This is a genomic window from Vibrio sp. V10_P2A27P122 (genome assembly GCF_963874335.1).
GTDB lineage: Bacteria > Pseudomonadota > Gammaproteobacteria > Enterobacterales > Vibrionaceae > Vibrio > Vibrio anguillarum.
Window position 1 is genome coordinate 1 of record NZ_CAWNHY010000099.1, and the last position, 24806, is coordinate 24806.

The 24806-nt window shown below is 45.9% G+C and carries 29 protein-coding genes; 8 read left to right on the plus strand and 21 right to left on the minus strand.

The annotated features are described in order from the left end of the window. Nucleotides 1-59: 59 nt before the first annotated feature. A complete protein-coding gene (seqA, locus tag AACQ17_RS05165; protein ID WP_010318681.1) occupies nucleotides 60-605 on the minus strand; it encodes a replication initiation negative regulator SeqA in 546 nt (181 codons plus the stop codon). A 92-nt stretch (nucleotides 606-697) separates the two neighbouring features. Between seqA and AACQ17_RS05170 the strand changes: the two genes are divergently transcribed. The 3 genes from AACQ17_RS05170 (at nucleotide 698) to fldA (ending at nucleotide 2380) form a co-directional block, all read left to right on the plus strand. Then, a complete protein-coding gene (locus AACQ17_RS05170; protein ID WP_017045728.1) occupies nucleotides 698-1468 on the plus strand; it encodes an alpha/beta fold hydrolase in 771 nt (256 codons plus the stop codon). Between the two features lie 108 nt (nucleotides 1469-1576). Continuing rightward, the gene (locus AACQ17_RS05175; RefSeq protein ID WP_010318683.1) at nucleotides 1577-1798 is read left to right on the plus strand and encodes a DUF2788 domain-containing protein; all 222 of its coding nucleotides are present in this window, start codon (nucleotides 1577-1579) and stop codon (nucleotides 1796-1798) included. A gap of 48 nt (nucleotides 1799-1846) precedes the next feature. Then, a complete protein-coding gene (gene fldA, locus AACQ17_RS05180) occupies nucleotides 1847-2380 on the plus strand; it encodes a flavodoxin FldA (RefSeq protein WP_013856340.1) in 534 nt (177 codons plus the stop codon). Nucleotides 2381-2450: 70 nt separating this feature from the next. On the opposite strand, the gene AACQ17_RS05185 is transcribed toward fldA, so the two are convergent. After that, a complete protein-coding gene (locus AACQ17_RS05185) occupies nucleotides 2451-3152 on the minus strand; it encodes an LrgB family protein (RefSeq protein ID WP_013856339.1) in 702 nt (233 codons plus the stop codon). Continuing rightward, nucleotides 3149-3595, minus strand: coding sequence for a CidA/LrgA family protein (locus AACQ17_RS05190; protein WP_094146947.1), 447 nt, complete (start codon nucleotides 3593-3595; stop codon nucleotides 3149-3151). Before AACQ17_RS05190 ends, AACQ17_RS05185 begins: the two co-directional genes overlap by 4 nt. A 117-nt stretch (nucleotides 3596-3712) precedes the next feature. Here AACQ17_RS05190 and AACQ17_RS05195 point away from each other — a divergent pair, with 117 nt between their 5' ends. After that, nucleotides 3713-4597 (plus strand): LysR family transcriptional regulator, encoded by an 885-nt coding sequence (locus tag AACQ17_RS05195; protein ID WP_094129040.1) that lies wholly within the window; start codon nucleotides 3713-3715, stop codon nucleotides 4595-4597. Here the strand turns inward: AACQ17_RS05195 and AACQ17_RS05200 are convergent. Continuing rightward, nucleotides 4594-5112: a DUF4442 domain-containing protein gene (locus AACQ17_RS05200; RefSeq protein ID WP_010318688.1), complete on the minus strand. Its 519-nt coding sequence runs from the start codon at nucleotides 5110-5112 to the stop codon at nucleotides 4594-4596. The two genes, AACQ17_RS05195 and AACQ17_RS05200, sit on opposite strands and share 4 nt — an antisense overlap. A gap of 214 nt (nucleotides 5113-5326) precedes the next feature. Here AACQ17_RS05200 and fcrX point away from each other — a divergent pair, with 214 nt between their 5' ends. Continuing rightward, a complete protein-coding gene (gene fcrX / locus AACQ17_RS05205; RefSeq protein WP_010318689.1) occupies nucleotides 5327-5776 on the plus strand; it encodes a ferric iron uptake transcriptional regulator FcrX in 450 nt (149 codons plus the stop codon). 106 nt (nucleotides 5777-5882) lie between these two features. On the opposite strand, the gene AACQ17_RS05210 is transcribed toward fcrX, so the two are convergent. The 3 genes from AACQ17_RS05210 to fabB form a co-directional block, all read right to left on the minus strand. Next, nucleotides 5883-6896: an aspartate-semialdehyde dehydrogenase gene (locus AACQ17_RS05210; protein WP_013856334.1), complete on the minus strand. Its 1014-nt coding sequence runs from the start codon at nucleotides 6894-6896 to the stop codon at nucleotides 5883-5885. Continuing rightward, on the minus strand, nucleotides 6880-8025 hold the full coding sequence (locus tag AACQ17_RS05215) for a 4-phosphoerythronate dehydrogenase (protein WP_094146948.1): 1146 nt from the start codon (nucleotides 8023-8025) through the stop codon (nucleotides 6880-6882). Before AACQ17_RS05215 ends, AACQ17_RS05210 begins: the two co-directional genes overlap by 17 nt. 226 nt (nucleotides 8026-8251) lie before the next feature. Further along, complete coding sequence (gene fabB, locus AACQ17_RS05220) at nucleotides 8252-9463, minus strand: beta-ketoacyl-ACP synthase I (protein ID WP_013856332.1); 1212 nt, start codon at nucleotides 9461-9463, stop codon at nucleotides 8252-8254. A gap of 127 nt (nucleotides 9464-9590) precedes the next feature. Here fabB and mnmC point away from each other — a divergent pair, with 127 nt between their 5' ends. Continuing rightward, entirely contained in the window at nucleotides 9591-11618 is a 2028-nt protein-coding gene (gene mnmC / locus AACQ17_RS05225) for a bifunctional tRNA (5-methylaminomethyl-2-thiouridine)(34)-methyltransferase MnmD/FAD-dependent 5-carboxymethylaminomethyl-2-thiouridine(34) oxidoreductase MnmC (RefSeq protein WP_094146949.1), read from the plus strand. A 114-nt stretch (nucleotides 11619-11732) separates the two neighbouring features. Here mnmC and AACQ17_RS05230 read toward each other — a convergent pair whose 3' ends face one another. From AACQ17_RS05230 to AACQ17_RS05240, 3 genes are all read right to left on the minus strand, one after another. Beyond that, complete coding sequence (locus AACQ17_RS05230) at nucleotides 11733-12257, minus strand: NADPH-dependent FMN reductase (RefSeq protein WP_094146950.1); 525 nt, start codon at nucleotides 12255-12257, stop codon at nucleotides 11733-11735. A 116-nt stretch (nucleotides 12258-12373) separates the two neighbouring features. After that, complete coding sequence (locus AACQ17_RS05235; RefSeq protein WP_013856329.1) at nucleotides 12374-12637, minus strand: YfcL family protein; 264 nt, start codon at nucleotides 12635-12637, stop codon at nucleotides 12374-12376. Between the two features lie 32 nt (nucleotides 12638-12669). Further along, complete coding sequence (locus AACQ17_RS05240) at nucleotides 12670-13200, minus strand: elongation factor P hydroxylase (protein WP_094146951.1); 531 nt, start codon at nucleotides 13198-13200, stop codon at nucleotides 12670-12672. Between the two features lie 234 nt (nucleotides 13201-13434). Between AACQ17_RS05240 and AACQ17_RS05245 the strand changes: the two genes are divergently transcribed. Next, a complete protein-coding gene (locus tag AACQ17_RS05245) occupies nucleotides 13435-14058 on the plus strand; it encodes a trimeric intracellular cation channel family protein (protein WP_026027295.1) in 624 nt (207 codons plus the stop codon). 151 nt (nucleotides 14059-14209) lie between these two features. Here AACQ17_RS05245 and aroC read toward each other — a convergent pair whose 3' ends face one another. Further along, nucleotides 14210-15295 (minus strand): chorismate synthase, encoded by a 1086-nt coding sequence (aroC, locus tag AACQ17_RS05250; protein WP_026028357.1) that lies wholly within the window; start codon nucleotides 15293-15295, stop codon nucleotides 14210-14212. Between the two features lie 184 nt (nucleotides 15296-15479). After that, entirely contained in the window at nucleotides 15480-16412 is a 933-nt protein-coding gene (gene prmB / locus AACQ17_RS05255) for a 50S ribosomal protein L3 N(5)-glutamine methyltransferase (protein ID WP_013856325.1), read from the minus strand. A 63-nt stretch (nucleotides 16413-16475) separates the two neighbouring features. Here prmB and smrB point away from each other — a divergent pair, with 63 nt between their 5' ends. Next, complete coding sequence (smrB, locus tag AACQ17_RS05260) at nucleotides 16476-17006, plus strand: endonuclease SmrB (RefSeq protein WP_013856324.1); 531 nt, start codon at nucleotides 16476-16478, stop codon at nucleotides 17004-17006. Nucleotides 17007-17062: 56 nt separating this feature from the next. Here smrB and flhB read toward each other — a convergent pair whose 3' ends face one another. The 9 genes from flhB to AACQ17_RS05305 are packed head-to-tail and all read right to left on the minus strand — an operon-like array spanning nucleotide 17063 to nucleotide 24645. Beyond that, nucleotides 17063-18193, minus strand: coding sequence for a flagellar biosynthesis protein FlhB (gene flhB / locus AACQ17_RS05265; protein ID WP_094146858.1), 1131 nt, complete (start codon nucleotides 18191-18193; stop codon nucleotides 17063-17065). A 9-nt stretch (nucleotides 18194-18202) separates the two neighbouring features. Continuing rightward, the gene (fliR, locus tag AACQ17_RS05270) at nucleotides 18203-18985 is read right to left on the minus strand and encodes a flagellar biosynthetic protein FliR (protein WP_013856322.1); all 783 of its coding nucleotides are present in this window, start codon (nucleotides 18983-18985) and stop codon (nucleotides 18203-18205) included. An 8-nt stretch (nucleotides 18986-18993) separates the two neighbouring features. After that, nucleotides 18994-19263 (minus strand): flagellar biosynthesis protein FliQ, encoded by a 270-nt coding sequence (gene fliQ, locus AACQ17_RS05275; RefSeq protein ID WP_013856321.1) that lies wholly within the window; start codon nucleotides 19261-19263, stop codon nucleotides 18994-18996. Nucleotides 19264-19274: 11 nt separating this feature from the next. After that, entirely contained in the window at nucleotides 19275-20174 is a 900-nt protein-coding gene (fliP, locus tag AACQ17_RS05280) for a flagellar type III secretion system pore protein FliP (protein WP_038170156.1), read from the minus strand. Continuing rightward, nucleotides 20161-20541, minus strand: coding sequence for a flagellar biosynthetic protein FliO (gene fliO, locus AACQ17_RS05285; RefSeq protein ID WP_013856319.1), 381 nt, complete (start codon nucleotides 20539-20541; stop codon nucleotides 20161-20163). Before fliO ends, fliP begins: the two co-directional genes overlap by 14 nt. 33 nt (nucleotides 20542-20574) lie before the next feature. Then, the gene (fliN, locus tag AACQ17_RS05290) at nucleotides 20575-20985 is read right to left on the minus strand and encodes a flagellar motor switch protein FliN (protein WP_013856318.1); all 411 of its coding nucleotides are present in this window, start codon (nucleotides 20983-20985) and stop codon (nucleotides 20575-20577) included. Between the two features lie 17 nt (nucleotides 20986-21002). After that, nucleotides 21003-22055, minus strand: coding sequence for a flagellar motor switch protein FliM (gene fliM / locus AACQ17_RS05295; protein WP_013856317.1), 1053 nt, complete (start codon nucleotides 22053-22055; stop codon nucleotides 21003-21005). Nucleotides 22056-22062: 7 nt separating this feature from the next. Continuing rightward, the gene (fliL, locus tag AACQ17_RS05300) at nucleotides 22063-22560 is read right to left on the minus strand and encodes a flagellar basal body-associated protein FliL (protein ID WP_013856316.1); all 498 of its coding nucleotides are present in this window, start codon (nucleotides 22558-22560) and stop codon (nucleotides 22063-22065) included. A 33-nt stretch (nucleotides 22561-22593) separates the two neighbouring features. Next, nucleotides 22594-24645, minus strand: a complete 2052-nt coding sequence (locus tag AACQ17_RS05305) for a flagellar hook-length control protein FliK (RefSeq protein ID WP_094146859.1) — start codon at nucleotides 24643-24645, stop codon at nucleotides 22594-22596. Nucleotides 24646-24806: the final 161 nt, after the last annotated feature.

The following is a 24806-nucleotide window of genomic DNA, read 5'->3' on the forward strand; positions in this document are numbered from 1 at the left end:
GACTTAGTGGTCCGCAGTATGAGGCTTGAATCAGATTTTTATCTATGAATGGGCACAAATCAGATTGAGTGCGTCACTTTCTCAATAATGTCACTCGGGAAATTCATCAATACCATCAGCTGCTCGATCATCTGTTGTTTGCGGCTAGTATTGTTATTGGTAATGACCCAAAATGGTGTGTTTGGAATCGCTCTTGGCTTGGTTGTCTGCCCACTAGCAAGCAAGGTTTGCTCGTTGTCAGCAAAATACACACGCTTACGTCCTTTCACTAAGGTCGCTTCAGCAAAACTTACTGGATCGATACGGTATAAGGTTGAAAGCACCAACATAAAACGATCAATTGCTTTTTTCAAAGCCGCAAATTCATCAGAAATGAGCAAAGAACGCATCTCTTTTACGCTATCAATCTGTATCTCTTGTACGGCATCTTTACTCACAACAATGCCCTTGGGCTCGGTACTTACTTGCGTCACGACCGCTGCTGCAGACACTTTACCGTCAACATTGAGCAAACGGCGTAAAATATCCGACGCGCTTTCTCCAATATGTTGGGTTTGGCTGGCAATATAACGGTATAGATCCTCATCAACCTCAATTGTTTTCATTCGCTTTTCACAATCTCAATGTTTAAACTCTGAGGGATTATAGCGAGATCTTCACTGATACTCTACGTTAAACCAATCACTAATAAGATAAAATGTCAGCACTTCTTAATTACAAACTCGAAGGTGAAGGTCACACCGTTGTTTTGATCCATGGTTTATTCGGCAATTTAGACAACCTAGGTTTACTTGCAAGAGACCTAAAAGCCGATCACCAAGTATTGAGTATTGACTTGCGTAATCACGGTCAATCATTTCACAGTGAGGAACATGATTACGCGAGCATGGCATTCGATGTTGCTAGTTTACTCGAAGAGTTAGCTTGTGATTCTGTCACGCTGATTGGCCATTCAATGGGCGGTAAAGTTGCCATGAAGCTGGCTGACATCGCCTCATCCAAAGTCGCCAAACTGGTGGTTTTAGATATGGCACCCGTCAGCTATCAGCATCGGAAACATGATAACGTACTGGCGGGGCTCAACGCGGTTATTGCACAGCAGCCTACCTCGCGAGCAGAGGTCATGGCCATTTTAGCGCAACATATTGAGCTAGAAGGCGTACGACAATTTCTCAGTAAATCGTTATTTAAACGAGAAGATGGTGTAATGAGCTGGCGTTTTAATGTCCCCGCCATTGAAAAAAATTACTGGAATATTTTAGGCTGGGAACCAATCCCTTGCAGCTCTGTTCCAACCTTATTGGTTAAAGGCAGCAACTCTGACTATCTACTAGCGGAACACCAAGAAATGATCCAGCAGCAGTTTAGCCAAGCGAAAGCACACGTCATCGCCAACACAGGGCACTGGCTACACGCAGAAAAGCCCGTTGAAGTTTTACGAGCGATCAGAAAGTTCATTGGCAGCTAGCCGCTTTACTGTGAAACAACAAGTGTGAAATAGGTACCAATGCGCGCATTAACTTTGACGAATAACAGTGTTATAGTGCGCTCAAGCAAATTGGCATAAAGGATACCCATGCTGTACGACTACATGAACATGCTTGAGTCGATTGGACTCGATCTTCTTTTTGCGTCTATATTTTTCCTTATCGGTATGGCAATAAAAGATGTCCTTAAGCAAGGTAATGTACCGCCATTTGGGCGCCGTATTGTATGGCTAGTTCTGTTTTTAGGTTGTGCTGGCTTTATCCTTAAAGGACTTATCCAACTCAGTTGGGAAGGCACCGGACTGGGGTAAAGAACACGCTCATCCGCCAGAAAATGACAAATTAAAGGTAATGATTCTATGGCAAGTGTAGGCCTCTTCTTTGGTAGCGATACCGGTAATACTGAAGCCGTTGCGAAAATGATTCAAAAGCAACTGGGTAAGCAGCTCGTTCACGTTCAAGATATTGCGAAAAGCAGCAAAGAAGACATTGATAATTTTGACTTATTGTTACTGGGTATCCCTACTTGGTACTACGGCGAAGCGCAGTGTGATTGGGATGATTTTTTCCCAGAATTAGAAGCGATCGACTTCTCGACGAAATTAGTTGCTATTTTCGGTTGCGGCGATCAAGAAGACTACGCTGAATACTTCTGTGACGCGATGGGTACAGTGCGTGACATTATCGAAAGCAAAGGTGCAACGATTATTGGCCACTGGCCAACTGAAGGTTATGAATTCGAAGCCTCTAAAGCCTTGGTTGCAGGTGACAATAGCCACTTTATTGGTTTATGCATCGATGAAGATCGTCAACCAGAGTTGACTGAACAGCGCGTCAGCACATGGGTTAAGCAGATTTATGAAGAGATGTGTTTAGCTGAACTTGAAGGCTAATCTCTTAAACATAAAAAATCCCCTTGCGAGGGGATTTTTTATTGACCCGTATACAACAGCACTCTTTTCTTTACCAAAGTAGACGGCCGATAAATGGAGCAAGCAACACAGTGACCATACCCGCAATCATCATCACCACACTCGACACTACCCCTTCAGCATTGCCAATTTGATACGCTTTTGCCGTTCCTGCACCGTGCGCGGAAGCGCCAAGACTGGCTCCTTTACCAAGCCCAGAGCGAATGGATAATAACGCTAACACCACTTCACCTACCGCCATGCCTATCACCCCAGTAAGTACCACAAACAGAGCAGTCAGATCACTTTGCCCACCAATTGACTTCGTCGCCTCAACAGCAAAAGGCGTGGTAATCGAGCGCATCGCTAAACTGCGCTGAAGCATATCGGGTAATTCAAACCAACGAGCCAACAAAACCGTGCTCCCCACAGCCACCACAACCGATACGATCACTCCCACGGATAGAGAGAGCCAGTGGCGCTTGATCAACAATCGGTTGTCATAGACCGGAATAGCAAAAGCCACTGTCGCCGGACCAAGTAGCCACAATAACCAATGAGATTCTGCCATATAGGTTTGGTAAGGGATGTGAAAGATCATCACAACAGCCACTAACAATATAGGGGCCAATAGCAGCGGCATTAAGAAAATAGAACGTTTACGTTGATAAAGGCACTTGCTGCCATAGTAAAAAGCCAAGGTTAGCAGCAAGCAAAATACACCAAGCAGCGTTGAGGTAAGTAGTGAGCTCATGATGAACGCTCCACTTTGGTTAGGCGTATTGCCCGGTTGCTTTTTCTACGCGCTAATATCAGCTCTAAACGATACATTTTATCAACGGTCCAAGCAGTAATAGCAATGACCATGATGGTACTGATGACAAGTACCGCCATAATTCGTAACCCTTGCTGTTGCATTAACTCTTGATAGTTAACGACCGCAATGACCGCTGGTACAAAGAACAACAGCATTTCCGCCAATAACCAAGTTGCTCCTTTGCGCAGCCAACCAACTTTTACAACTCGCATAATCACTAAAGTTAATAGCAATAGCATGCCAGTTAAATTTGCTGGTAAAGGAATATGAAAAGTGCTGACTAGAAAATCCGCCAAAAACCAGATCATTGATAGCGCAGCAACTTGTACCACTGTTTGCAGATTGTTTTTTGCTCTTTGGCTGTTTCTTATTCTTTGCATGATGAGACTAATGCCGTTTTGTGAAATTAGTCACATTATATTAAGCCATAAAACCATCGTAAAATGACTTTTTATTATCATTTTCATGCCAAAATGGAATGATAAAAAGGAGATATTATGGATATTAAAGCACTGCGCTATTTTGTTGAGTTGGTCAATCAACAAAGCTTTACCCGCGCATCCGAGCAACTATTCGTCACCCAGCCCACCATCAGTAAGATGATCCGCAGTCTAGAGCAGGAAATTGAACAGCCACTATTACATCGTGAAGGTCGACGTTTCTGGCTTACCGATGCTGGAGAGGTTGTCTATCAAAGAGCGCTAGAGATCTTAGCGCAGATGTCTCAGTTAGAAGCCGAACTGGTCGATCTCAATCAGGTAAAGCGGGGACAACTGCATCTCGGAATTCCACCAATGGTTGGACACCTTTACGCAGGTCTGATCCGCCAATACCGTCAAACCTACCCTCATGTAGAGCTCACCATCGTTGAGTATGGCGGACGTAAAATAGAGCAAGCTATTCTCAATGGCGAAATTGACGTGGCCGTCACCATGCTTTCTCCTCATCCGATTGATAATCTGCGGTCACTCTCCTTAGACAGTTACCCCATTTGCGCCGTACTCCCCGATTCATCTCCTTGGAAGCAGCAAGAAGCCATCGGTTGGGAGCAACTACAAAATGAGCCATTTTACCTCTATACCCATGATTTTACGCTGAGTGACTACATCCACTCATTCTGCCTACAACACGGATTTACACCACAAGTTGCAGCGCGCAGTAGCCAATGGGATTTTTTAGTCGCGTTGGTCAAAAGTGGCGTAGGCGTTGCCTTTCTACCCGAACCACTTTGTCGACGAATTCAAGGAGAAGGCGTCTTAGTCAAACCGATGACACCCAGTATTGATTGGCACTTAGGATTAATATGGCACGCGGAACGGTACGTTTCTCGCACCGCCGAAGCTTGGATTGAGCTGTGTCAAATGCAGAATGGACAGCCTTAGCGGTCACAAAAAGTAACCATTTTGTCTGCATCACTCTCTTCTCTGTATTTAGGTTTTTTGCGCACGTACAATTTACGTTGCACTTCAGAGACCACTTCGCCTTTGGCATCCTTAACATGGATAACAAATTCCGGAAAGCATTTATCCCCATTGGCCGTGCTCACTAAGATTGAATCCAGTTGGTCTTGCGTTATCAGAAACTCCGCATACAAATCAGAATGGCCCGGTTTGATAAAGTTGATGCTGGCCTCTTTGTCCCATACATAATATTGCTCACCCAAAATCCCCATTAACATCAAAGAGTAAACAGGGTCCGTGAGAGAGAAAATGCTGCCACCATACTGAGTGCGATTGGCATTTTTGTTCCACCACCGCAGCTTTAGGCGCATTTTCACCTGACGGAAGTCGCTACTAATTTCATCAATGTGGATACCAGCGCCCCAAAAAGGGGGCCAGCTATTTAACGCCCACTTAACAATATTTGGCTTATAAAATCTTGCTAAAGAGTGATTCATTCCGTGCTCACCTTTTAAACCTATCGACTCAATCACTAATAAATGTTACGCAATTGTAACTGGTAAGAGCTGTTATATCAGTGATATTGCGCGGCTTTGTGACAAATATAAAGTAACCCTTTGAACTTCGTGGTTTATTGTTAGCAGTGACTCCCCTATAATGATCGCAATTATGAATTCTGTTAACTGCTGCAGATCATCAACAGGAAAGTGTATGTCAGATAATAACCAAGCGCTCAAGGATGCAGGTCTTAAAGTTACCCTTCCTAGGCTAAAAATTTTAGAAGTGCTACAGCAGCCTGAATGCCAACATATCAGCGCTGAAGAACTGTATAAGAAATTGATTGATCTTGGTGAAGAAATCGGTCTTGCGACTGTTTATCGAGTATTAAACCAATTTGATGATGCGGGTATTGTCACTCGTCACCATTTTGAAGGTGGAAAATCCGTTTTTGAACTTTCAACACAACACCACCACGACCACTTAGTATGCTTAGATTGTGGTGAAGTGATTGAGTTTTCAGATGAGGTGATCGAACAACGCCAAAGAGAGATTGCCGAGCAATATAATGTACAGCTCACCAATCACAGTCTTTATCTATATGGTAAATGTGCCGACGGCAGTTGCAAGCAGAACCCTAACGCGCACAAGTCAAAAAGATAGCCATCATTCTCAGCCTTGAGCTGGACGATAATAAAAAAGCCGGGTGAATCAATCACTCGGCTTTTTTGTGTAAAGAGAAAGGAGTGCCTTTTTACTTAGGTATGAATTAGAAATAATCTCGAATCAACACTTCCGCAATTTGTACCGCATTTGTTGCAGCGCCTTTTCTCACGTTATCTGCCACTACCCACATGTTAATGCCACTGTGGTGACTGATATCGTTGCGAATACGCCCTACAAGAACCGTATCCTTCCCTCCCGCATCGCGAACTTGCGTGGGGAAATCATTCCCGCTGAATACTTCAATACCTTCAGTTTTCTCTAATAACTCAATAACTTGCTCAGCATCAATCGGTAAGCGTGTTTCAATATGCAGTGACTCAGCATGGCCGTAAAAAACTGGCACGCGTACACAAGTTGGGTTGACCATAATGGTTGAGTCATTGAATATTTTTTGCGTTTCCCACACCATTTTCATCTCTTCCTTGGTGTAGCCATTATCCATAAACTGGTCGATTTGTGGGATGCAGTTAAACGCAATTTGCTGGCTAAACACATCAGGATCGGCCGAAACACCGTTTAACAGCCTTGCGGTTTGTCCCGCCAACTCATCAATGCCTGACTTCCCAGCTCCTGAAACGGACTGATAAGTTGATACGTTAATTCGCTCGATACCCACAGCGTCGTGAATCGGCTTTAACGCCACCAACATTTGGATGGTTGAGCAGTTTGGGTTCGCAATAATATTGCGGTTACGGAAATCAGCAATCGCTTCAGGGTTCACTTCAGGCACAACAAGTGGGATATCGTACTCATAGCGGAAATGTGAGGTGTTATCGATGACTACCACGCCTTCTTCTGTGGCAATAGGAGCCCATTTTGCGGACAATTCACCACCAGCGGAAAACAGTGCAATCTGAACTTGTGACCAATCGAAATCTTCAACATTTTGTACTTGTATGGTCTTACCATTGAAGCGGTAGAATTTACCTTCACTACGCTCACTGGCAAGTAGGTAAAGTTCACCAACGGGGAATTTGCGATCTTTGAGCACTTCAAGCATGGTTTCACCAACCGCGCCGGTTGCTCCTAAAATAGCGATATTAAATTCTTGGCTCATTTGTTACCTCTGTTTTAAAACCTAATTTAGCTAAGGGAGTGAGATCACACGACTCACTACCGACGACAGTCATCGCGCTATATTCTCTTCTATCCCAATAAAGTTTACGCATTTGATCAAAAGCACCTGGTTTGCCAATTTCACGGCGAAACAAGGCGTCATCTTTGCGTACGTCATAAATCAATTGGGTTAAACTGTGTAATGTTTCCTCATCCCAACCGCGTGATAAATACACTTTGGCAATGGGAGTCTCGGGTAATAAACTACTGGCATTCGCGCAATGGTCATCGCCAAGATACTCACAAAAACTATTGAAAATCATGGTCGTGCCTCGGGCTTTACCTTCTAACCCATAGCCAGCCACATGCGGCGTCGCAAAGGCGAGCAAAGGCAGCAGTTCCATATCCACTTCAGGTTCAAATTCAAACACGTCTAAAGCGGCAATAAAACCATCATTTTTCTGTAGGCGTTGTTTCAGCGCTTGGTTATCCACCACAGGGCCACGAGCCGCGTTGATCAAGATCTGATCACTGCGCAACTGGGCAAGTCGAACTTCATCAATCAAGTGACGAGTTGGCCATTCACCACTTTTAGTAATGGGTGTATGCAGCGTAATGACATCCGCTTTATCAAGTAAAACATCAAGATGAGTAAACTCGCGGCAATCACCTTGTGCTTGTTTTGGGGGATCGTTGAGCAGCACATTAATGCCAATCCCCGCTAAACACTCGGCTAAATAGCTGCCGACTTGACCAGCACCAATAATGCCAACGGTTTTCTCTAAGGCAGAAAAACCATGCTGCTGTGCTAACACCATCAATACACTGAAAACATACTCAGCCACTCCCACCTTATTACACCCCGGTGCGGCAGTAAAAAAGATGCCTCTTTCAGCCAAAAGCGCTTGATCAACGTGGTCCATACCTGCCGTCGCCGTACCAACAAACTTTAATTTATTGGCTTTCGCTAATAGTGCTTGATTTACTTTCGTAACAGAACGAATCATCAAGGCGTCAACGTCGATAAGATCATCAGCCGTTAAGCTTCTACCGGGTTTCAACACCACCTCACCAAGCTGGCTAAATAACGATTCAGCATAAGGCATGTTTTCATCAATAAGGATTTTCATAGCGGAGTTCACAATTTTCGAAATTGAAGGAATTGTGCAGAAAAGCGCACAGACTGTCGAGAAGAAATCCCGCTTTCCATAAAAATGCCCGGCTCCTCACGGAAACCGGGCAAAAACCCAGAACAAAAGGATCCCGTCCCGCTCTCCATGGGACAGAGTCTGCGTCTGTTCGATCAGCTAAGCTGACCCGCTCTGGAAACCTTTTTATTAGAGGTGTGTAGACTCATTAGCCTTGATACTTTTTGATCACTAGCGTCGCGTTCGTACCGCCAAAACCAAAGCTGTTAGACATCACAGTGGTTAGCTCTTGCTCGCGCATTTCGGTCACAATATCAAGGCCATCAGCCGCTGGATCTAAATTGTCAATGTTGATGCTTGGCGCGATAAAGCCGTGGTGAAGCATCAAGGTAGAGTAGATGGCTTCATGCACACCTGCCGCACCCAATGCGTGGCCAGTCATTGCTTTTGTTGCCGAGATAGCTGGGCTGTTGCCAGCGAACACTTCTTGAATGGCACCCAACTCTTTTACATCACCGACAGGTGTGGAAGTACCATGTGTATTGACATAATCCACACTATCTACCGCTTGCATTGCCATCTTCATGCAACGCACAGCGCCTTCACCTGATGGAGCCACCATGTCGTAGCCATCGGATGTCGCACCGTAACCGACGATTTCACCGTAAATTTTTGCGCCGCGAGCCAGTGCATGCTCAAGCTCTTCAACCACAACCATGCCGCCGCCGCCTGAAATCACGAAACCATCGCGGTCAGCATCGTAAGTACGTGACGCTTTTTCTGGTGTTTCGTTGTACTTAGTTGACAGCGCACCCATTGCATCAAACATCATAGTTAAAGACCAATCGAGCTCTTCACCACCACCTGCAAACACAACATCTTGCTTACCCAATTGGATAAGTTCCATTGCGTGACCAATACAGTGAGCCGACGTCGCACAAGCGGAGCTCATGGTGTAGTTGACGCCACGGATTTTAAATGGCGTAGCAAGACAGGCTGAAACAGTCGAAGACATAGTACGTGGAACCATGTAAGGACCAACGCGCTTCACGCCTTTTGTGCGCAATGTGTCGACAGCAATAACTTGGTTATACGACGACGCACCGCCAGAACCAGCCACAATACCAGTGCGGTCATTAGAGACCTGCTCTGGTGCTAAACCTGAATCGGCAATCGCTTGTTCCATTGATAGGTATGCAAACGCGGCCGCATCACCCATAAAACGCATCTGTTTGCGATCAATATGGTCAGCAGGGTTCATTTTCAGGCTACCCCACACTTGAGAGCGTAAACCGTTCTCTTTGAACTGCTCAGAAGCGGTAATACCTGATTTGCCTGCTTTTAGAGACGCTAAAACTTCTTCGACGTTGTTACCGATACTTGAAACAATACCCATACCGGTGATTACGACTCGTTTCATGTGACATTCCTATAATTCAAAATTCGCTTAGATAATAACTAAGAAGAATAACAAAAGTGGTCAGCTTTCCCAGAAATTCGTACAATCTCGAGCTATATATCGCCCGATTTCACAGAATTACACCATTATGACCAGCATAACCAACGCAACACTGGGTTGGAATGAAGCGGGCACACCCGTTTCCGACCAATTCGATGACGTTTACTTTTCCAACGTTAACGGCCTAGAAGAGACGCGTTACGTGTTTCTTTCCCAAAATCATATACCACAAAGATGGCACCAATATGACCAAAAACGATTCGTCATTGCCGAAACGGGGTTTGGCACTGGGTTAAATTTTCTCGCTGTATGGCAAGAATTTGATGCGTTTAGGCAACAAAACCCAAATGCGCCATTGCAAGCGCTGCATTTTATCAGTTTTGAAAAATATCCGCTCAATAAACACGACTTGATAACAGCGCACCAAGCGTGGCCTGAATTAGCGACTTATGCGAAAAAGCTTCAACAACACTACCCGATTGCAGTACCAGAATGTCATCGCATTGTTCTTGATGATGGCGCCATTACCCTTGATCTTTGGTTCGGTGATATCAAAGAGTGTATGCCGCAAGTTCCCACAACCGAGCAAGGCGTGGTAGACGCATGGTTTTTGGATGGTTTTGCTCCCAGTAAAAACCCTGAAATGTGGAATCAAACGCTGTTTGAGAATATGGCCAAACTGGCGAAACACAAAGCCACGTGCGCCACTTTTACCGCCGCAGGTTTTGTACGACGCGGATTGATAGAAGCAGGCTTTTCGATGAAAAAAGTGAAAGGCTTTGGCACCAAAAGAGAGATGATTGCTGGTCAACTGGAACACAAAACGCCGTACAGCAATATAAAACCTTGGTTTGCGATTGCGCCGACGACAAATGTTACCGACGTGGCGATCATCGGCGGCGGCATTGCTAGTGCCACATTAGCTAAAATGCTCAATCGCCGCGGTATCAATGTCAGCCTGTATTGCGCCGATCCTCAGGCCGCTCAAGGTGCTTCAGGTAACCGACAAGGTGCGGTTTACCCACTGCTGAATAAAGACCACAGTGGTGTATCGCGTGTTTTTGCGCCCGCTTTTCTGTTTGCTCGGCAATTTGTTGAGCAAATGGCGCAAACCGTCCCTTTTGATCATGATTGGTGTGGTGTGACCCAATTGATGTGGGATGAAAAATCGACCCAAAAACAGATGGCGATGCTTGAAGGGCAATTTAACCCTCAGCTAATGCACTACTGCGATCAACAAGCAACGTTACAAAACGTCGGCTTACCGACTGACATGGTCAGCTTACATTACCCACTCGGAGGATGGCTTTGCCCTGCTCAACTGACACAAGGCCTGTTTGACCAATTAAGCCAAAGTGAGAGATTCAACGCCTATTTCAATCACAAGGTGGAGTCTTTGCGCTGGGATGAAATACAGCGGCAGTGGACATTAAGTGTTAATGGTAGCGAAAAGCACCATCAGTGTGTGGTCATTGCAAACGGTCATCAATTTGACCATTTCGTGCAAACTCAAGCGTTGCCACTTGGTAAAGTGAAAGGACAAGTGAGCCATATTCCAACCTCAGAAACATTGCAAAAGCTGAGCAGCGTGTTGTGTTACGACGGCTATATGACGCCGCACAACCCCAACACTCAACAGCACTGCATTGGCGCAAGCTATGACCGAAGTCAAATCAACCAAGCATTCGATGCGGCGGCGCAGCAAGAGAATGGACAACGCTTAACCCGTTGTATTAACGACCAAAACTGGACACAGCAAGTCGATACATCTAGCAATCAATCTCGCCAAGGCGTTCGCTGTGTCAGCCGCGATCATTTGCCGTTTGTCGGGAATGTGGGCAACTTTGAACAGATCAAGCTCGACTACCAGCCGTTAACGCCCCAAGATCCGCAACAGACTCCATCTGTGGCTCACTATCCTCATTTGTACTGCATGCTCGGGCTAGGATCGCGAGGGCTAAGTTCTGCGCCATTAATGGCTGAGTTGCTGGCTTCACAAATGAGTGGCGATCCACTTCCGCTTGCTGTTGATGTTCTCGAAACGCTTCATCCAAGTCGAATGTGGGTGAGAAAACTCAAAAAAGGCAAAGCCATCACCGAACGTACTCCTCGATAAAACCCGTCATAGAAAAAAGCCTTACTTATCCAGCAAGGCTTTTTTAATGCTCACTTTTTCACGCGAAAAGCCGTGAAACTTAACGTGAGACGAACTTAAAACGAGACACGAAAGCTATACGAGCTTCGCAACCGCGTCTTTCAATTGTGCCGCCACTTCTGGGTTAGTCACTTGACCCGTAGCCAAGTCAAAATTGTCATAAAAACTCGATACCGAGACAGACGCTTTTACATTACCACCAAAATAAGGAGCAGAATTATTTGCCGCCGCCAAAACCGATTGCGCGCCACCAGGACCAGGAGAGCTGGCTAGGTAAACAGCAGGTTTACCTTTGAATAGTTCACGGTCAATGCGTGTTGCCCAGTCAAATAAATTTTTGTACGCCGCTGGGTAGTGACCATTATGCTCAGCAAAAGAGATAACAAACGCATCCGCTTGAGCAAGATCACGCAGAAAAGCTTGAGCGCCTTCGGCTTGACCAAGCTCTTTTTCAAGATCTTCGCTAAACATAGGAACGGTATAGTTGTTAATATCAAGCACCACCACGTCTGCACCTTCAATGAGGTGAGCGGTGTAAGTGGCCAATGCTTTATTGATTGAAGTTGAGCTGTTTGATGCTCCAAATGCGATGACTTTCATGGTGTTGCCCTTGTGTGTTCGAATATGGCTTAAGCATAGCGATCGCACAAATTAACAACAACCATAAAAATTTTACGGACTCATTCAAAGAATTCGAATGAGTTAAGTGTGCCACCTTAAGCTTGGTTGTGAAGCTCGGTCCATAAATCGAACACAATTACGCGGTCGGCAGGCGTAAGCTCTGTGCGCGCTTGCTCTAGGCTCTGCTCAATTCGTGCTTTAAACAGAGATAAATCGTCAATTCCTTCATCTTCACACGCGGCTGCAGACAAAGAAATATGACCTCGCAAATAACCACCCGCAAACAATTCATCGTCCGATGCCGTCGCAATACGTGCATCAATCATTTCCAGCAGTTTTTCTTCAAATCCAATAATCATACAACTCTCATTTTCTCTTATTATTTAGCCAGTTACCTGATGGTGAAGTGCTCTAACCTTAATTCTGTCGTACCATAAAAAGCACGTAATGCATCTGACAGCGTCTTCACTCGGGGTGGAAGCCCAACCTGTAAGATAGCGACTACCTCACGATGTACCTGAGTCATAAAGGCGATACGGTCTGGTTCAAAATCGCCGTGTAGGTTGTCACAACTCACAGTAAAAGGAAAGCCAGCACTGACCGATAAAATCCACTCATACGCTTGAGGGCGAACCTCTACTTTTTCAAATTCGGCTTGAACTTGCGCGGTTCGCCCGTCTGGTTGATACCAATAGCCAAAATCTTCCATCAATCGCCGTTCAGGGCCGGCGACACACCAATGCGCGATTTCGTGCAGTGCCGAGGCAAAGAAGCCTCGTGCGAAAATGATGCGGTGATGATTGATTTGCGCATCAGCAGGCAAGTAAATCGGCTCATCACCACCGAGCTCTAAACGCGTATTGAATGGCTCAAAAAAAGTGTCATTGAACAGGGAGATCAAGTCTTGGTATTGATGTGTCATCGCTCAGTCATGCAGGCAAAAATTTCTCAACGCATTCTCTTATTTTTCTGTAGTCAGGTAAAGCCATTCAATCGCCCCACTTCATTAGTTTTATTAATCGGTCAAACGGTTTCTTGGCATAAAATCTCATTCGCCATCGCCTGACTTTACTACTACACTTGCGCCTCCATTTTTAAGTTCAACCGCTTTCTCGGTTCTTATATACCTAAGGAAGTGCTGTCGGAGTACCGCATTATGTTGCTCAGTGTTTTATATATTATTGGTATTACTGCCGAAGCGATGACTGGCGCATTGAGTGCAGGCCGTCGAAAAATGGATTGGTTCGGTGTGATGTTAGTAGCGAGTGCCACTGCGATTGGAGGCGGTACGGTGAGGGATATTTTACTCGGCCATTATCCGCTAGGTTGGGTGAAGAATCCGGAGTTTTTAGCCATTACCTGTATCGCAGGCGTTCTCACCACAGGCTTAGCTAAATGGGTAATAAAACTCAAAGGGTTGTTCATTCGTTTAGATGCATTGGGGCTAATTGTGTTCAGTATCATAGGCACAAAAGTCGCAATGGGCATGGGTTTGCATCCCGGCATTTGTATGGTTTCTGCGTTGGTCACTGGGGTGTTTGGTGGGTTATTACGCGATTTAATCTGCAGACAAACGCCACTGGTACTGCATGAAGAACTCTACGCTTCGGTTTCATTAGTCGCTTCAGGGCTTTATTTAACCTTACTCGCATTCGGCATCAATGATGTCACCAGCACGATAGTAACGCTTATTGTGGGTTATTTATTGCGTATGGCGGCAGTGCGTTTTAAATGGCGTTTGCCTTCTTTCCAGCTTGATGCTGAAAATCAGATTCATTAGCCACAATCCGATGTTAGATATTTAGTTAGTTAGCTGACTTGTTTCGATAAAAAATTCATTCAGCCGCGGAAATTGGCCAAACAGAAAATGGCTTAAAACAAAAGCGCCCTAGCAAGAAGGGCGCTTTTCATTTTAATTCGGTTATGCTGGATTAGATTTTAGGCGTTTCTGTTTGAACCGCAAAATTCTGCCCGCGATGACGAAGTAAGTGGTCCATCAACACAATCGCCAGCATTGCTTCGGCAATGGGCACGGCGCGAATACCAACGCAAGGATCATGGCGACCTTTCGTGATAAGTTGTGTGGGTTCACCCGTGCGAGTAATGGTATCGCCAGGTACTGTAATACTTGACGTGGGTTTAAGCGCAATACTGGCAACAATATCTTGCCCAGTCGAAATACCGCCTAAAATACCGCCGGCATGATTTGAGCGAAAGCCGTTCGGTGTTAGAGGATCTCGATGCTGGCTGCCTTTTTGCTGCACGACATCAAAACCGTCACCAATCTCTACCCCTTTCACCGCATTAATGCTCATCAAAGCATGCGCAATATCCGCATCTAGACGATCAAATACCGGCTCACCTAAACCAACAGGCAGGTTTGTCGCGACAACTTGAATCTTTGCACCGATCGAATCACCTTCTTTTTTCAAATCACGGATCAGTTGGTCGAATGCCGCCACTTTGTCTGCATCTGGACAGAAAAAGGCGTTATTCTCAATTTCATTCCAATCCACTTTATCGATACAAACATCACCCATTTGTGACAAGTAAGCGCGAATTTCAACCCCAAATTCTTGTTTGAGATATTTCTTCGCAATGGCTCCCGCTGCCACTCGCATCGCTGTCTCACGTGCTGATGAACGGCCACCACCACGATAGTCGCGAATGCCATATTTTTGATGGTAGGTATAATCGGCATGACCGGGGCGAAACTTGTCTTTAATGTCTGAATAATCGGTTGAGCGTTGGTCGGTATTTTCAATTAATAGACCAATCGATGTACCTGTGGTTTTCCCCTCAAATACACCAGAAAGAATTTTGACTTCATCCGCTTCACGGCGCTGCGTTGTATAGCGAGATGTGCCAGGACGGCGACGATCTAGGTCTATCTGTAAGTCAGCTTCTGTAATTTCTAAGCCCGGAGGGCATCCGTCGACGATACATCCTAGTGCGATACCGTGACTTTCTCCGAATGTCATCACCCGAAAATGTTGTCCGATACTGTTTCCTGCCATTACTTCCTCAATATTGATGACACAGAGCGACATGCTCCCTATCACCGCTTCATTCTATTGTTCGTGGATTCATAGTGGCTTTATTACGAAATGATGTAAAGCCCCAAAATAAAGCAATGTGTATTTTTCTAATGGATAAAAAAACGCCAGCACTGTGGCTGGCGTTTTTCTTATGCGTACGGCATTAGTCGATATAAAGCGCAAAGTCGCTAGCGCAATCAACCAACTGCTGGCGAGTCAGCATGAATACGCCATGCCCACCATTTTCAAACTCAAGCCAAGTAAACGGAATGTGGTCGTATTGGTTCATCATATGCACCATCGAATTGCCCACTTCACAGATCAAAATACCGTTATCAGTGAGGTATCCCGCCGCATTGGCCAAAATACGACGCACCAATTTCAAACCATCGGTACCGGCGGCTAAGCCGAGTTCTGGTTCATGTTTGAACTCTTTGGGCAAACTATTCATATCTTCTTGATCCACATACGGTGGATTCGACACGATTAGGTCATATTTCTCTTTTGGCAAATCACGGAATAGATCGGAACGGATCGGGAAAACTTGTTGCTCCATACCGTGATCTTGAATATTTTGCTCTGCCACTTGCAGTGCGTCGGTTGAGATATCAATCGCATCCACTTCAGCATCAGGGAACGCGTGGGCGCACGCAATGGCGATGCAACCGCTGCCAGTACACAAATCCATAATGCGCACAGGCTCGTCGATCAACCAAGGTTGGAACTGCGCTTCAATCAATTCGCCAATCGGTGAACGTGGCACCAGTACTCGCTCATCCACATAAAACTCAAGGCCACAGAACCACGCTTTATTAGTTAAATAGGCGATAGGAGTACGTTCATTAATGCGCTTAATCACCCGTTCAACAATACGCAGACGTTCGCTGCCTGTTAAACGAGAATTCAGTACATGCGGAGGAACATCAATCGGAAGATAGAGTGTCGGTAGGATTAGCTGAACGGCTTCATCCCACGCATTATCGGTCCCATGACCATAAAATAAGTTGGCGGCATTAAAACGGCTGACCGTCCAACGAATCATATCTTGAAGCGTGTGAAGTTCAGAAACCGCCTCTTCTACAAAAATCTTATCCAAAATTGCCTCCGAAAAGCGCTACAATACTGCCAATATCGATCTGTTAGAAAATGACCAAACCCAATGAGCCAAAAAGAGACCGAACACGATGACGCTTTCGACTTGTTTCGGGATGCAGTAAAGGGCGTTAAAAAGTTGCGACAGGATACCATAATCCAGCCGCCAAACAGAAACCCCAAACAAAAAGAAATCCGCCGTATTGCTCGGGAAGCCAGCGATACCGAATTTTATTTTTCCGATGAGTTTATACCAAAACTCAGCGATGAAGGCCCGACACGCTATGCTCGTGATGATGTGTCGAAATATGAAGTTAAACGGTTAAGACGTGGCGTCTATGTGCCGGATGTATTTTTGGATATGCACGGCATGACACAGCAAGAAGCGAAACGAGAGCTCGGGGCGATGGTTGCTTATTGTGTGAAAGAAAATATTCACTGCGCTTGTGTCCAACATGGGATCGGTAAACACATTCTCAAACAAAAAGTTCCTCTCTGGCTCGCTCAACATCCTGATGTGATGGCGTTTCATCAAGCCCCCCTTGAATTTGGCGGGCATGGCGCGGTATTGGTGCTGCTTTCTATTCCTGATAAGTGATTTAAACTGACGCTAACTTCAGCATTAACGCTTTTGCTCCAGCATAACGATGAGGATTAATGTCGTAAATCCGGTGGAATCGGCATGTTATTTTCATCGAGTTTGGGTCTTTGGCCACCGCGTTTACGATACTGCTTAAGCTGAAAGACATAAGCCAGTACCTGCGCAACCGCCACGAAAAGCCCGTCGGGGATCTCCTGTTCAAGATCGGTTGTGTGATAAAGCGCTCGAGCCAAAGGCGGTGCGGGGATGATGTGTATATCATGCGCACGTGCTACTTCACGAATTTTCATCGCCATGTGATCGACGCCTTTAGCCACCACAATCGGTGCTTTATCCGTATTTTGTTTATAGCGCAGCGCAACTGAGAAGTGTTCTGGGTTGGTGATGATTACATCCGCTTGTGGCACTTCCGCCATCATCCGCCGCTGGGCCGCTTCACGCTGCAACATCCGAATTCGGCCTTTAACCTCAGGTTTTCCTTCCGTATCTTTGTATTCGTCTTTTACTTCTTGCTTGGTCATTTTTAATTGGTCAGCGTGCTGCCAGATTTGGAATGGGATATCGATGGCGACCACGACTAATAAAGAACAACTGATCAGCAACACGAAGTTGAGTAAGATATCGAGCGCATGGAAAATATTTTGTGGATAGACATCCATGCTCAGTTGAAATAGATCTTCTTTCGATGCATTGATCAGATAAAAAGCAACGCCAGAAACAAGCAGTACTTTTAAAATGGACTTAAATAACTCAACCCAACTTTGCAAACCGAACATACGTTTTAAGCCACTGAGCGGGTTCATTTTGGAGGGCTTTGGCATCGCAGCTTCGACAGAAAAGTTAATTCCACCAATGCCAGCCGCGCCAATTAATGCAGCAATAAATAACGTGATTAAGATAAGCGAGAGTGGCAATATCAGGGTCGCAAGAGAACCAGCCGCAATATCAAACAACTTTCCGAGATCAAACACTTCTTCTCGGCTTAAGTTGAAGATTCGACCCATCAAAGCGTACAAGGCTCGGGCTAACGATTCGCCAAACCACATCAATGCAATCGCACCCACTACCAGTACCGAAACGGACGCTAACTCTTTTGAACGAGCGACTTGACCTTTTTTTCGCGCCTCGTCCAATCGCTTGGGCGTGGCGTCTTCGGTACGTTCTTGACCGTCTGACTCTTCCAAACACGCCTCCTAACAGTTCATACGGATAAGGCGACAAATTTGTTGCTCGCCTTCTAACCAGAATAGTTCGTAGTGACTATACAGGCCGCCTAAAATATACCAACAGAGTAACAAGCCGACCAAAAGCGCAAACGCAAAACCCAACGAGAAAATGTTGAGTTGAGGGGCTGCACGAGTCATCACACCAAATGATAAGTTGACGGTTAATAGCGCAATGATGCCAGAAAGAGACATACTCAGCGCCACTTTAAACATAATTCCCAGCCACAATGCAAGCTCACGAAAATCCACGGTCGTTAATGCCCCATCGCCAATAGGCAAGGTTTTGAAACTGAATACCACCAGTTGGATCATCTTTAAATGACCATCGGTTGCTAAGAAGAACAAGGTCGCTAAAAACATAAACAATTGACCAAGCAAAGGGGTGTTCTGCCCGTTTACGGGGTCGACCATTGAAGCAAAACCTAAGCTGGCTTGCATACCCAATATTTGGCCAAGCATAACAAAGGTTTGGATTATAAACTGGGTGATCATGCCCATTGCAACGCCAATAATAATCTGCTCAAAGGTGGTCAAAAAACCTTTAAATGAAAGTAGTTCAACGGTCTCTGAAACGGCAGGAATCGCGGGCATCACGGCGAAGGTAATAGCCAAACCTAAGTAGAGCCGCACTCGGGTCGGAACAAAGCGGGCCCCAGTGACTGACATCACCATCAGCATGGCGGAAATACGAGTGTAGGGCCAAAAATAGCTAGCAATCCACTCTAAAACGAGGCTTGTTGGGTACTCCATTCAAGCTCCTAGTACAGTACCTGTGGTAGCCGTTCAACGATAGAGAAGAAATACTCCATCAACATCTGCGTCATCCAATGGGCAAAGAACATCAGTGCCAGTAACGTCACAATGAGACGCGGTAAAAAGCTCAACGTCTGTTCGTTAATTGAGGTCGCGGCTTGGAAAATGGCGACCACTAAACCAATCAACAAACTCGGGATGATGATGGCGCACACCATGATAAGCACCATCCACAGTGCGTCTCGAAACAGCTCAACAAAGACTTCAGGAGTCATTCGCGCCCTCGCTATAAAGCAAAACTGCCGGCTAGCGTTGAGAGGATCAAGTTCCATCCATCCACTAGTACAAACAGCATGAGTTTAAAAGGCAGCGAGACGATCATCGGCGAAAGCATCATCATACCCATCGCCATCAAAACAGACGCCACCACTAAATCAATGATTAAAAAGGGTAAAAATAGCATAAAGCCGATTTGAAACGCTGTTTTTAGCTCCGAGGTGATGAACGCAGGGATCAGCACCGCCATCGAGACCTCTTCAGGGTTGGTTGCGTCAGAGCCCGATATCTCAACAAAGGTTTCTAAATCTTTGACTCGCGTCTGTTTCAGCATGAAGGCTTTTAGTGGCTCTTGAGCCGTATCAAACGCTTGACGCGCCGTCATCTGCTCATTGAGATATGGCTGCACAGCTTGCTCATTAATGGCGTTGATGACTGGTGACATAATGAAAAAAGTGAGAAAAATAGCAATGCCGATAATTACTTGGTTTGACGGCGTTTGTTGCAGGCCCATTGCCTGGCGCAAGATCGACATCACAATCACGATACGTGTAAAGGAAGTCATCAAAATGACCATGGCAGGCAAAAAACCCAACATGGTCATCAAGGCTAAAATTTGTAGATTGATCGAGTAATCTTGACTGCCATCTGAATTGGTCGTCATGGTAAATGCTGGAATACCGCCACCACCACTGACGCTACCAGCGGCTATCGTTTTAGAGGCGCCACTGTCTTTATTCATCGCCGTTACTGTCACCGTTTCTGCGCCTACGGCGCTGGAAGGAATTGGTGTGGCTAACTCTTGCTCTGAAAACGCAAACGGGGTAAACAATAATGCCACCAGCAACATAGAAAGATGCCATAGATGAGCAAGGTAACCCAATGAGGCCGTGCGACTATTTCTTGTCATTTTTCTTTAGCAGCTGAGTCAGTTGACCGGCAAACGGACTGACCTCAGCCTCCTCCTGTTTGAGTGGGGCATCTAATTTTGCGATCAATTGGACGGATTGTGACGTGACTCCGACGAGAAATTGTTCTTCTCCCGCTTGCACAATAACGATACGCTCTTTAGTACCCACTGGCAGTTGACGTACAATGCTCAACCCTTTTTGATTACCGAACGTGGGCACTCGCATGCGTTTTAACACCCAAGCCAAAAAGAGAATTAGCGCAATAACGAACAAAAGCGACCCGAAAGTGGTCGCTAAATCTAAGTGATCATTCGGCGCTGCCATCGCTTGGCTTGAACAGAGCAATAAACCGATCAGTTTTTTCATCCAAATACTTCTTTTTCGTAAACTGACGTTATGCTAACGCAGCTTTTTAATACGCTCAGTCTGGCTGATTACATCGGTTAAACGAATACCGAATTTATCGTTAACCACTACCACTTCTCCATGAGCAATCAAGGTGCCGTTCACCATCACATCCAATGACTCACCCGCGATGCGATCAAGCTCAACCACCGAGCCTTGGTTCAATTGCAGTAAGTTACGAATGCTGATCTTCGAACGCCCCACTTCCATCGAAATGGTCACCGGAATGTCCATGATCGTATCAAGTTTGCGGCGCTCATCTTCGGTGATCGGTGGTGAAGTGTCTTTCAATTCATCAAGAGGCGCGGCCAGAACTTCATCTACATCAATACTAGGCGCGGATGGGTCTTCCCCTAATGCGGCTGCCCATTCGTCTGCCAATCTTTGGTCGTCACTTGGTTCCATCTTCGTTACCTACTCTATTATTCTTCGTTATCTTCTTCGTCATCATCTTCAAATTCAGACATGATGTCTTTGCCTAAAAAGGCGAGATCCGTTTTTACTACATCAGGGCGTTTAATTTTTTCAGAGACTTGAACCGCCAGTTTTTCACCAGAGCGGCCCATTTTCACTCGGTAAGTAGGCAGCTCTTCAACAAACATCGTTGCGTTTTTGGGCATTTTAATTGGGATGATATCGCCTACTTGTAGATCCATTAAGTCACGCAATGAAATGTCTTGTTCTAATAAATTGACTCGGAAATTGACGGGTACATCCATGATCTCTTCGCGCAGTGCAGAACTCCAACGCACATCGGTTTCCATTTTATCCGACTGGACACCCGCATCGAGTAACTCACGAATGGGTTCAACCATCGAATAAGGCATGACCACGTGGAAATCGCCGCCTCCGCCATCGACTTCGATATGAAACGAGCTCACTACGATCACTTCCGTTGGGCTGACGATGTTAGCCATACTTGGGTTCACTTCTGAATCCAAATATTCAAACTCAACGCCCATCACCGGTGACCAAGCTTCTTTGTAGTCACCGAAAACAATTTTTAACAGTAATTGAATGACACGTCGTTCTGTTGGCGTAAATTCGCGCCCTTCAATTCGAGCGTGGAAACGTCCATCGCCACCAAAAAAGTTTTCCACCAAAATGAAGACTAAACGCGCTTCCATCGTGACCAACGCTGTCCCTTTTAACGGACGAAAACGCACCATGTTCAAACTAGTCGGAACATAAAGCGTATTTTGGTATTCACCAAACTTCATCATCTGTACGCCGTTGATCGACACTTCAGCCGTTTTACGCAGCATGTTGAACAAACTAATACGCATGTGACGAGCAAAACGTTCGTTGATAAGCTCCAGCGTAGGCATGCGCCCACGGACGATACGGTCTTGTGAAGAGAAGTCAAAGTTAATCGCCGACTTATCGGCAACATCGTCATCGTCTTCCGCCTCATCAACACTGTCTACACCATGAAGCAGGGCATCAATTTCGTCTTGGCTTAATAAATCAGTCACTTCTCACCTACTGCATTACAAAATCGGTAAACAACACTTTTTCGATCACAGGTTGCCCAACCGCTTTAGTGAGTGCCGCTTTAATATCATCGGTCGCCTTATCTCTCAGCTCAATTCGCCCGGTAGGGCTACGAAGCTGTTCCACAGTGGCAGACGCAAAAGTGGCCAGTAAAGAGCTTTCCACTAAAGGTGAATGGTAACGTGCAAGGCTTTCATTTTCTGAACCTCGCACCATCAACTGCACTTTGATTTGCACCAAACGATCTTTCTTATCACCCGTTACGTTAAACACAAACGGCTGTGCAATATTAACGTAAGCCACAGGATCCGTTGGCAAAGCTTGCTGCGCTGCGGGGGCTTGCTCACTCGTGGCTTCACCCTCATCTCCGCTCATCAAAAAGAAAGCTGCACCACCACCAAGCAGTAACACTACGGCAGCAATAATGATAATCAGCAGTTTTTTCTTCCCTTTGGGGGCTTCCGCGCCTAACTCTTCATCGGCCATAATGTTCTCTATGTCGTTATTTTTAATATTAGTTTAAGCGTAATAACTGATTCCATCACGCTTTGATGCGACATTCAAATCAAGTTTGACGTCTGTATCAAGGTTTTCTTCGTCTAAATAGCTTCCGTTGCGCGCCAATTGACCAGATTGAGCATCCCCGTCGGCAGTGTAGCGCGCTTGTTGCTGACCAGCGCTCTGTTGTTGGACAGAGGTCTCACCCAACTGCACACCTTGTTGTGCCAACATTTCTCGTAGCCTTGGCATAGATTGTTCAATCACATCACGTGCTTGATGGTTAGCGACCGTAAAATGAACCGTCGTATGATCACCATTCATATTCATACGAATTTGTAAACGCCCCAATTCCGGTGGATCTAAGCGAATATCGACATGTTTAAGGTTTTTCGACATCATCATTTGCAGCCGTTCCGCCATTTGCTCACTGGCCATTTCTCGGTTAAGCAACAAAGGAGGCTGTTGCGCGGCTTGCAAGTTGTCAGCACGGCTCTGCGTCGCGTTCAAACCATGTTGCCCCAAAGCACTCGAAAGCTGCTGCGCTAATGTGCCCTCTTTTTGCTCTTGAGCCGACCCTGCATCATTCACACCCGATAACGCTTTCGCGCCTAATCCGGCTTTGAATAGCGCGGGGTTGAGTGGCAATTGTGCATGGGTTGCAGCTGGTATCGCGGCCGCATTCGCTAACTGTTGTATTTGTACATTGGATAACTCATTGCTTGCTGTCACAAGAGGTGACGATGCTAGTGCGGCTTTATCTGCCGCCGCGGCAGCCTGCATGGTTTGAGATTGTTGCTGAGCTAAGGCTTGCTGAACAGAATGGGCTAATGAAACCGGCGTATTTTTACCCTTGAGGACCGTTTCACTTTGTGCCACATCTAGAGGTAATGCTTGCCCTTCGGCAACAACTGTGTTCGCCCAAGGAATGGCAGCGGCAGTCAATAACGCCTCTGTGGGCAGTCCTTGCAGATCATTTTCCGAATCGGTTTGAGGTGTATTCGCCGATGGGGATGGGGAAAGTGGTAGCTTGCCCTCTGCTAAATTTGTCGTCAATTGTGAATCAAGTGCTTGCGCTTCAACCAAAGATGATGGCTCTATGAGCATGGCGTTGTCACTTTTTTCCACCGCGTTAACTGCTGCATCGCCAACTTCAGTTGTGGCAAGTAAAGTGGCCTCATCTTCTATCGCTTGCGACAAAGCGCTTGCTTGTACTGACTTTGTATCTTGAGGCGGCTGAATGAATTTTCGGACTGATTCCGGCAGGATGAGTTCACCATTCTCTTCAGTCTCTGCGCTTAAGGTTGATGCCGTAGGTGACCCTTCCGCAGCAATCAAACGCTCTTTGCCCTGCTGAATAGGCAGCACACGCTCTGCATCTTGTTCCGTGATGTGCTGATCAGATAATGGAGCTTGCTCATTCACTGACGCCAGTGCTACTGATTCAGTAGTGGGTTTAGCGAATACATCCTGTGCTGATATTTGCGCAGCCGCTGGCGCTTTTTGCTCCACTTGATCCGAGGAGTCACCTGCGTTGTCGTCGATTTGCACGTCTACCGGATGAGTGTTTTGTGGCAAGGTTTTGCCGTTTTGGTCAGCAAGTGCTTGATTGGCGCTATTTAAACGGCCAAGGATTTCATCGCCATCGCTCATAACCTGTGCTGTTTTCAGCTGAAGAGCGGGGTCATCAACCTCTGCTGAAGGGGGTGATTTTGTTTGCGCGGTATCAACATCGGCCTCTTCACTCAATGCCTCACCAAGTTCTTTATCTAACAAGGCATCGCTACTTTGGGCTGCCACGTCATCGGTGAGCACCGCTCCCTCATCCAACGCCTTAAAGTCAGTTTCTGCCGAAGATTCAGTGCTACGACCCATAATGAGGGCGGTCAGTTTTTCAAAAAAACCTTGAGATTCAGAACCTTCACTCACCGCATCAGAGCCTGCTTTACTCACGCTGGCCATTTTAGAGGTGTCGGATGGTGTTGTAATATTTACATTCATATCCATGATGCTCGCACTAAAAACAGAGGATGACGCGGATTCATTATTGGCCAGTAAGCCATGTTTCATCATTTTTTGACGATGGCGCAGTGGATTAACCTAATGAACTCCGTGATTAGTCAGAAGCAAGAAATGAGCCAAGCCTTCAATATCGATAAAAAAGTATGACACCCATCTTATTGGACACGTTGACGACTTGAGGCGTCAGTGACTTAAAACTTATTTTGATTAAA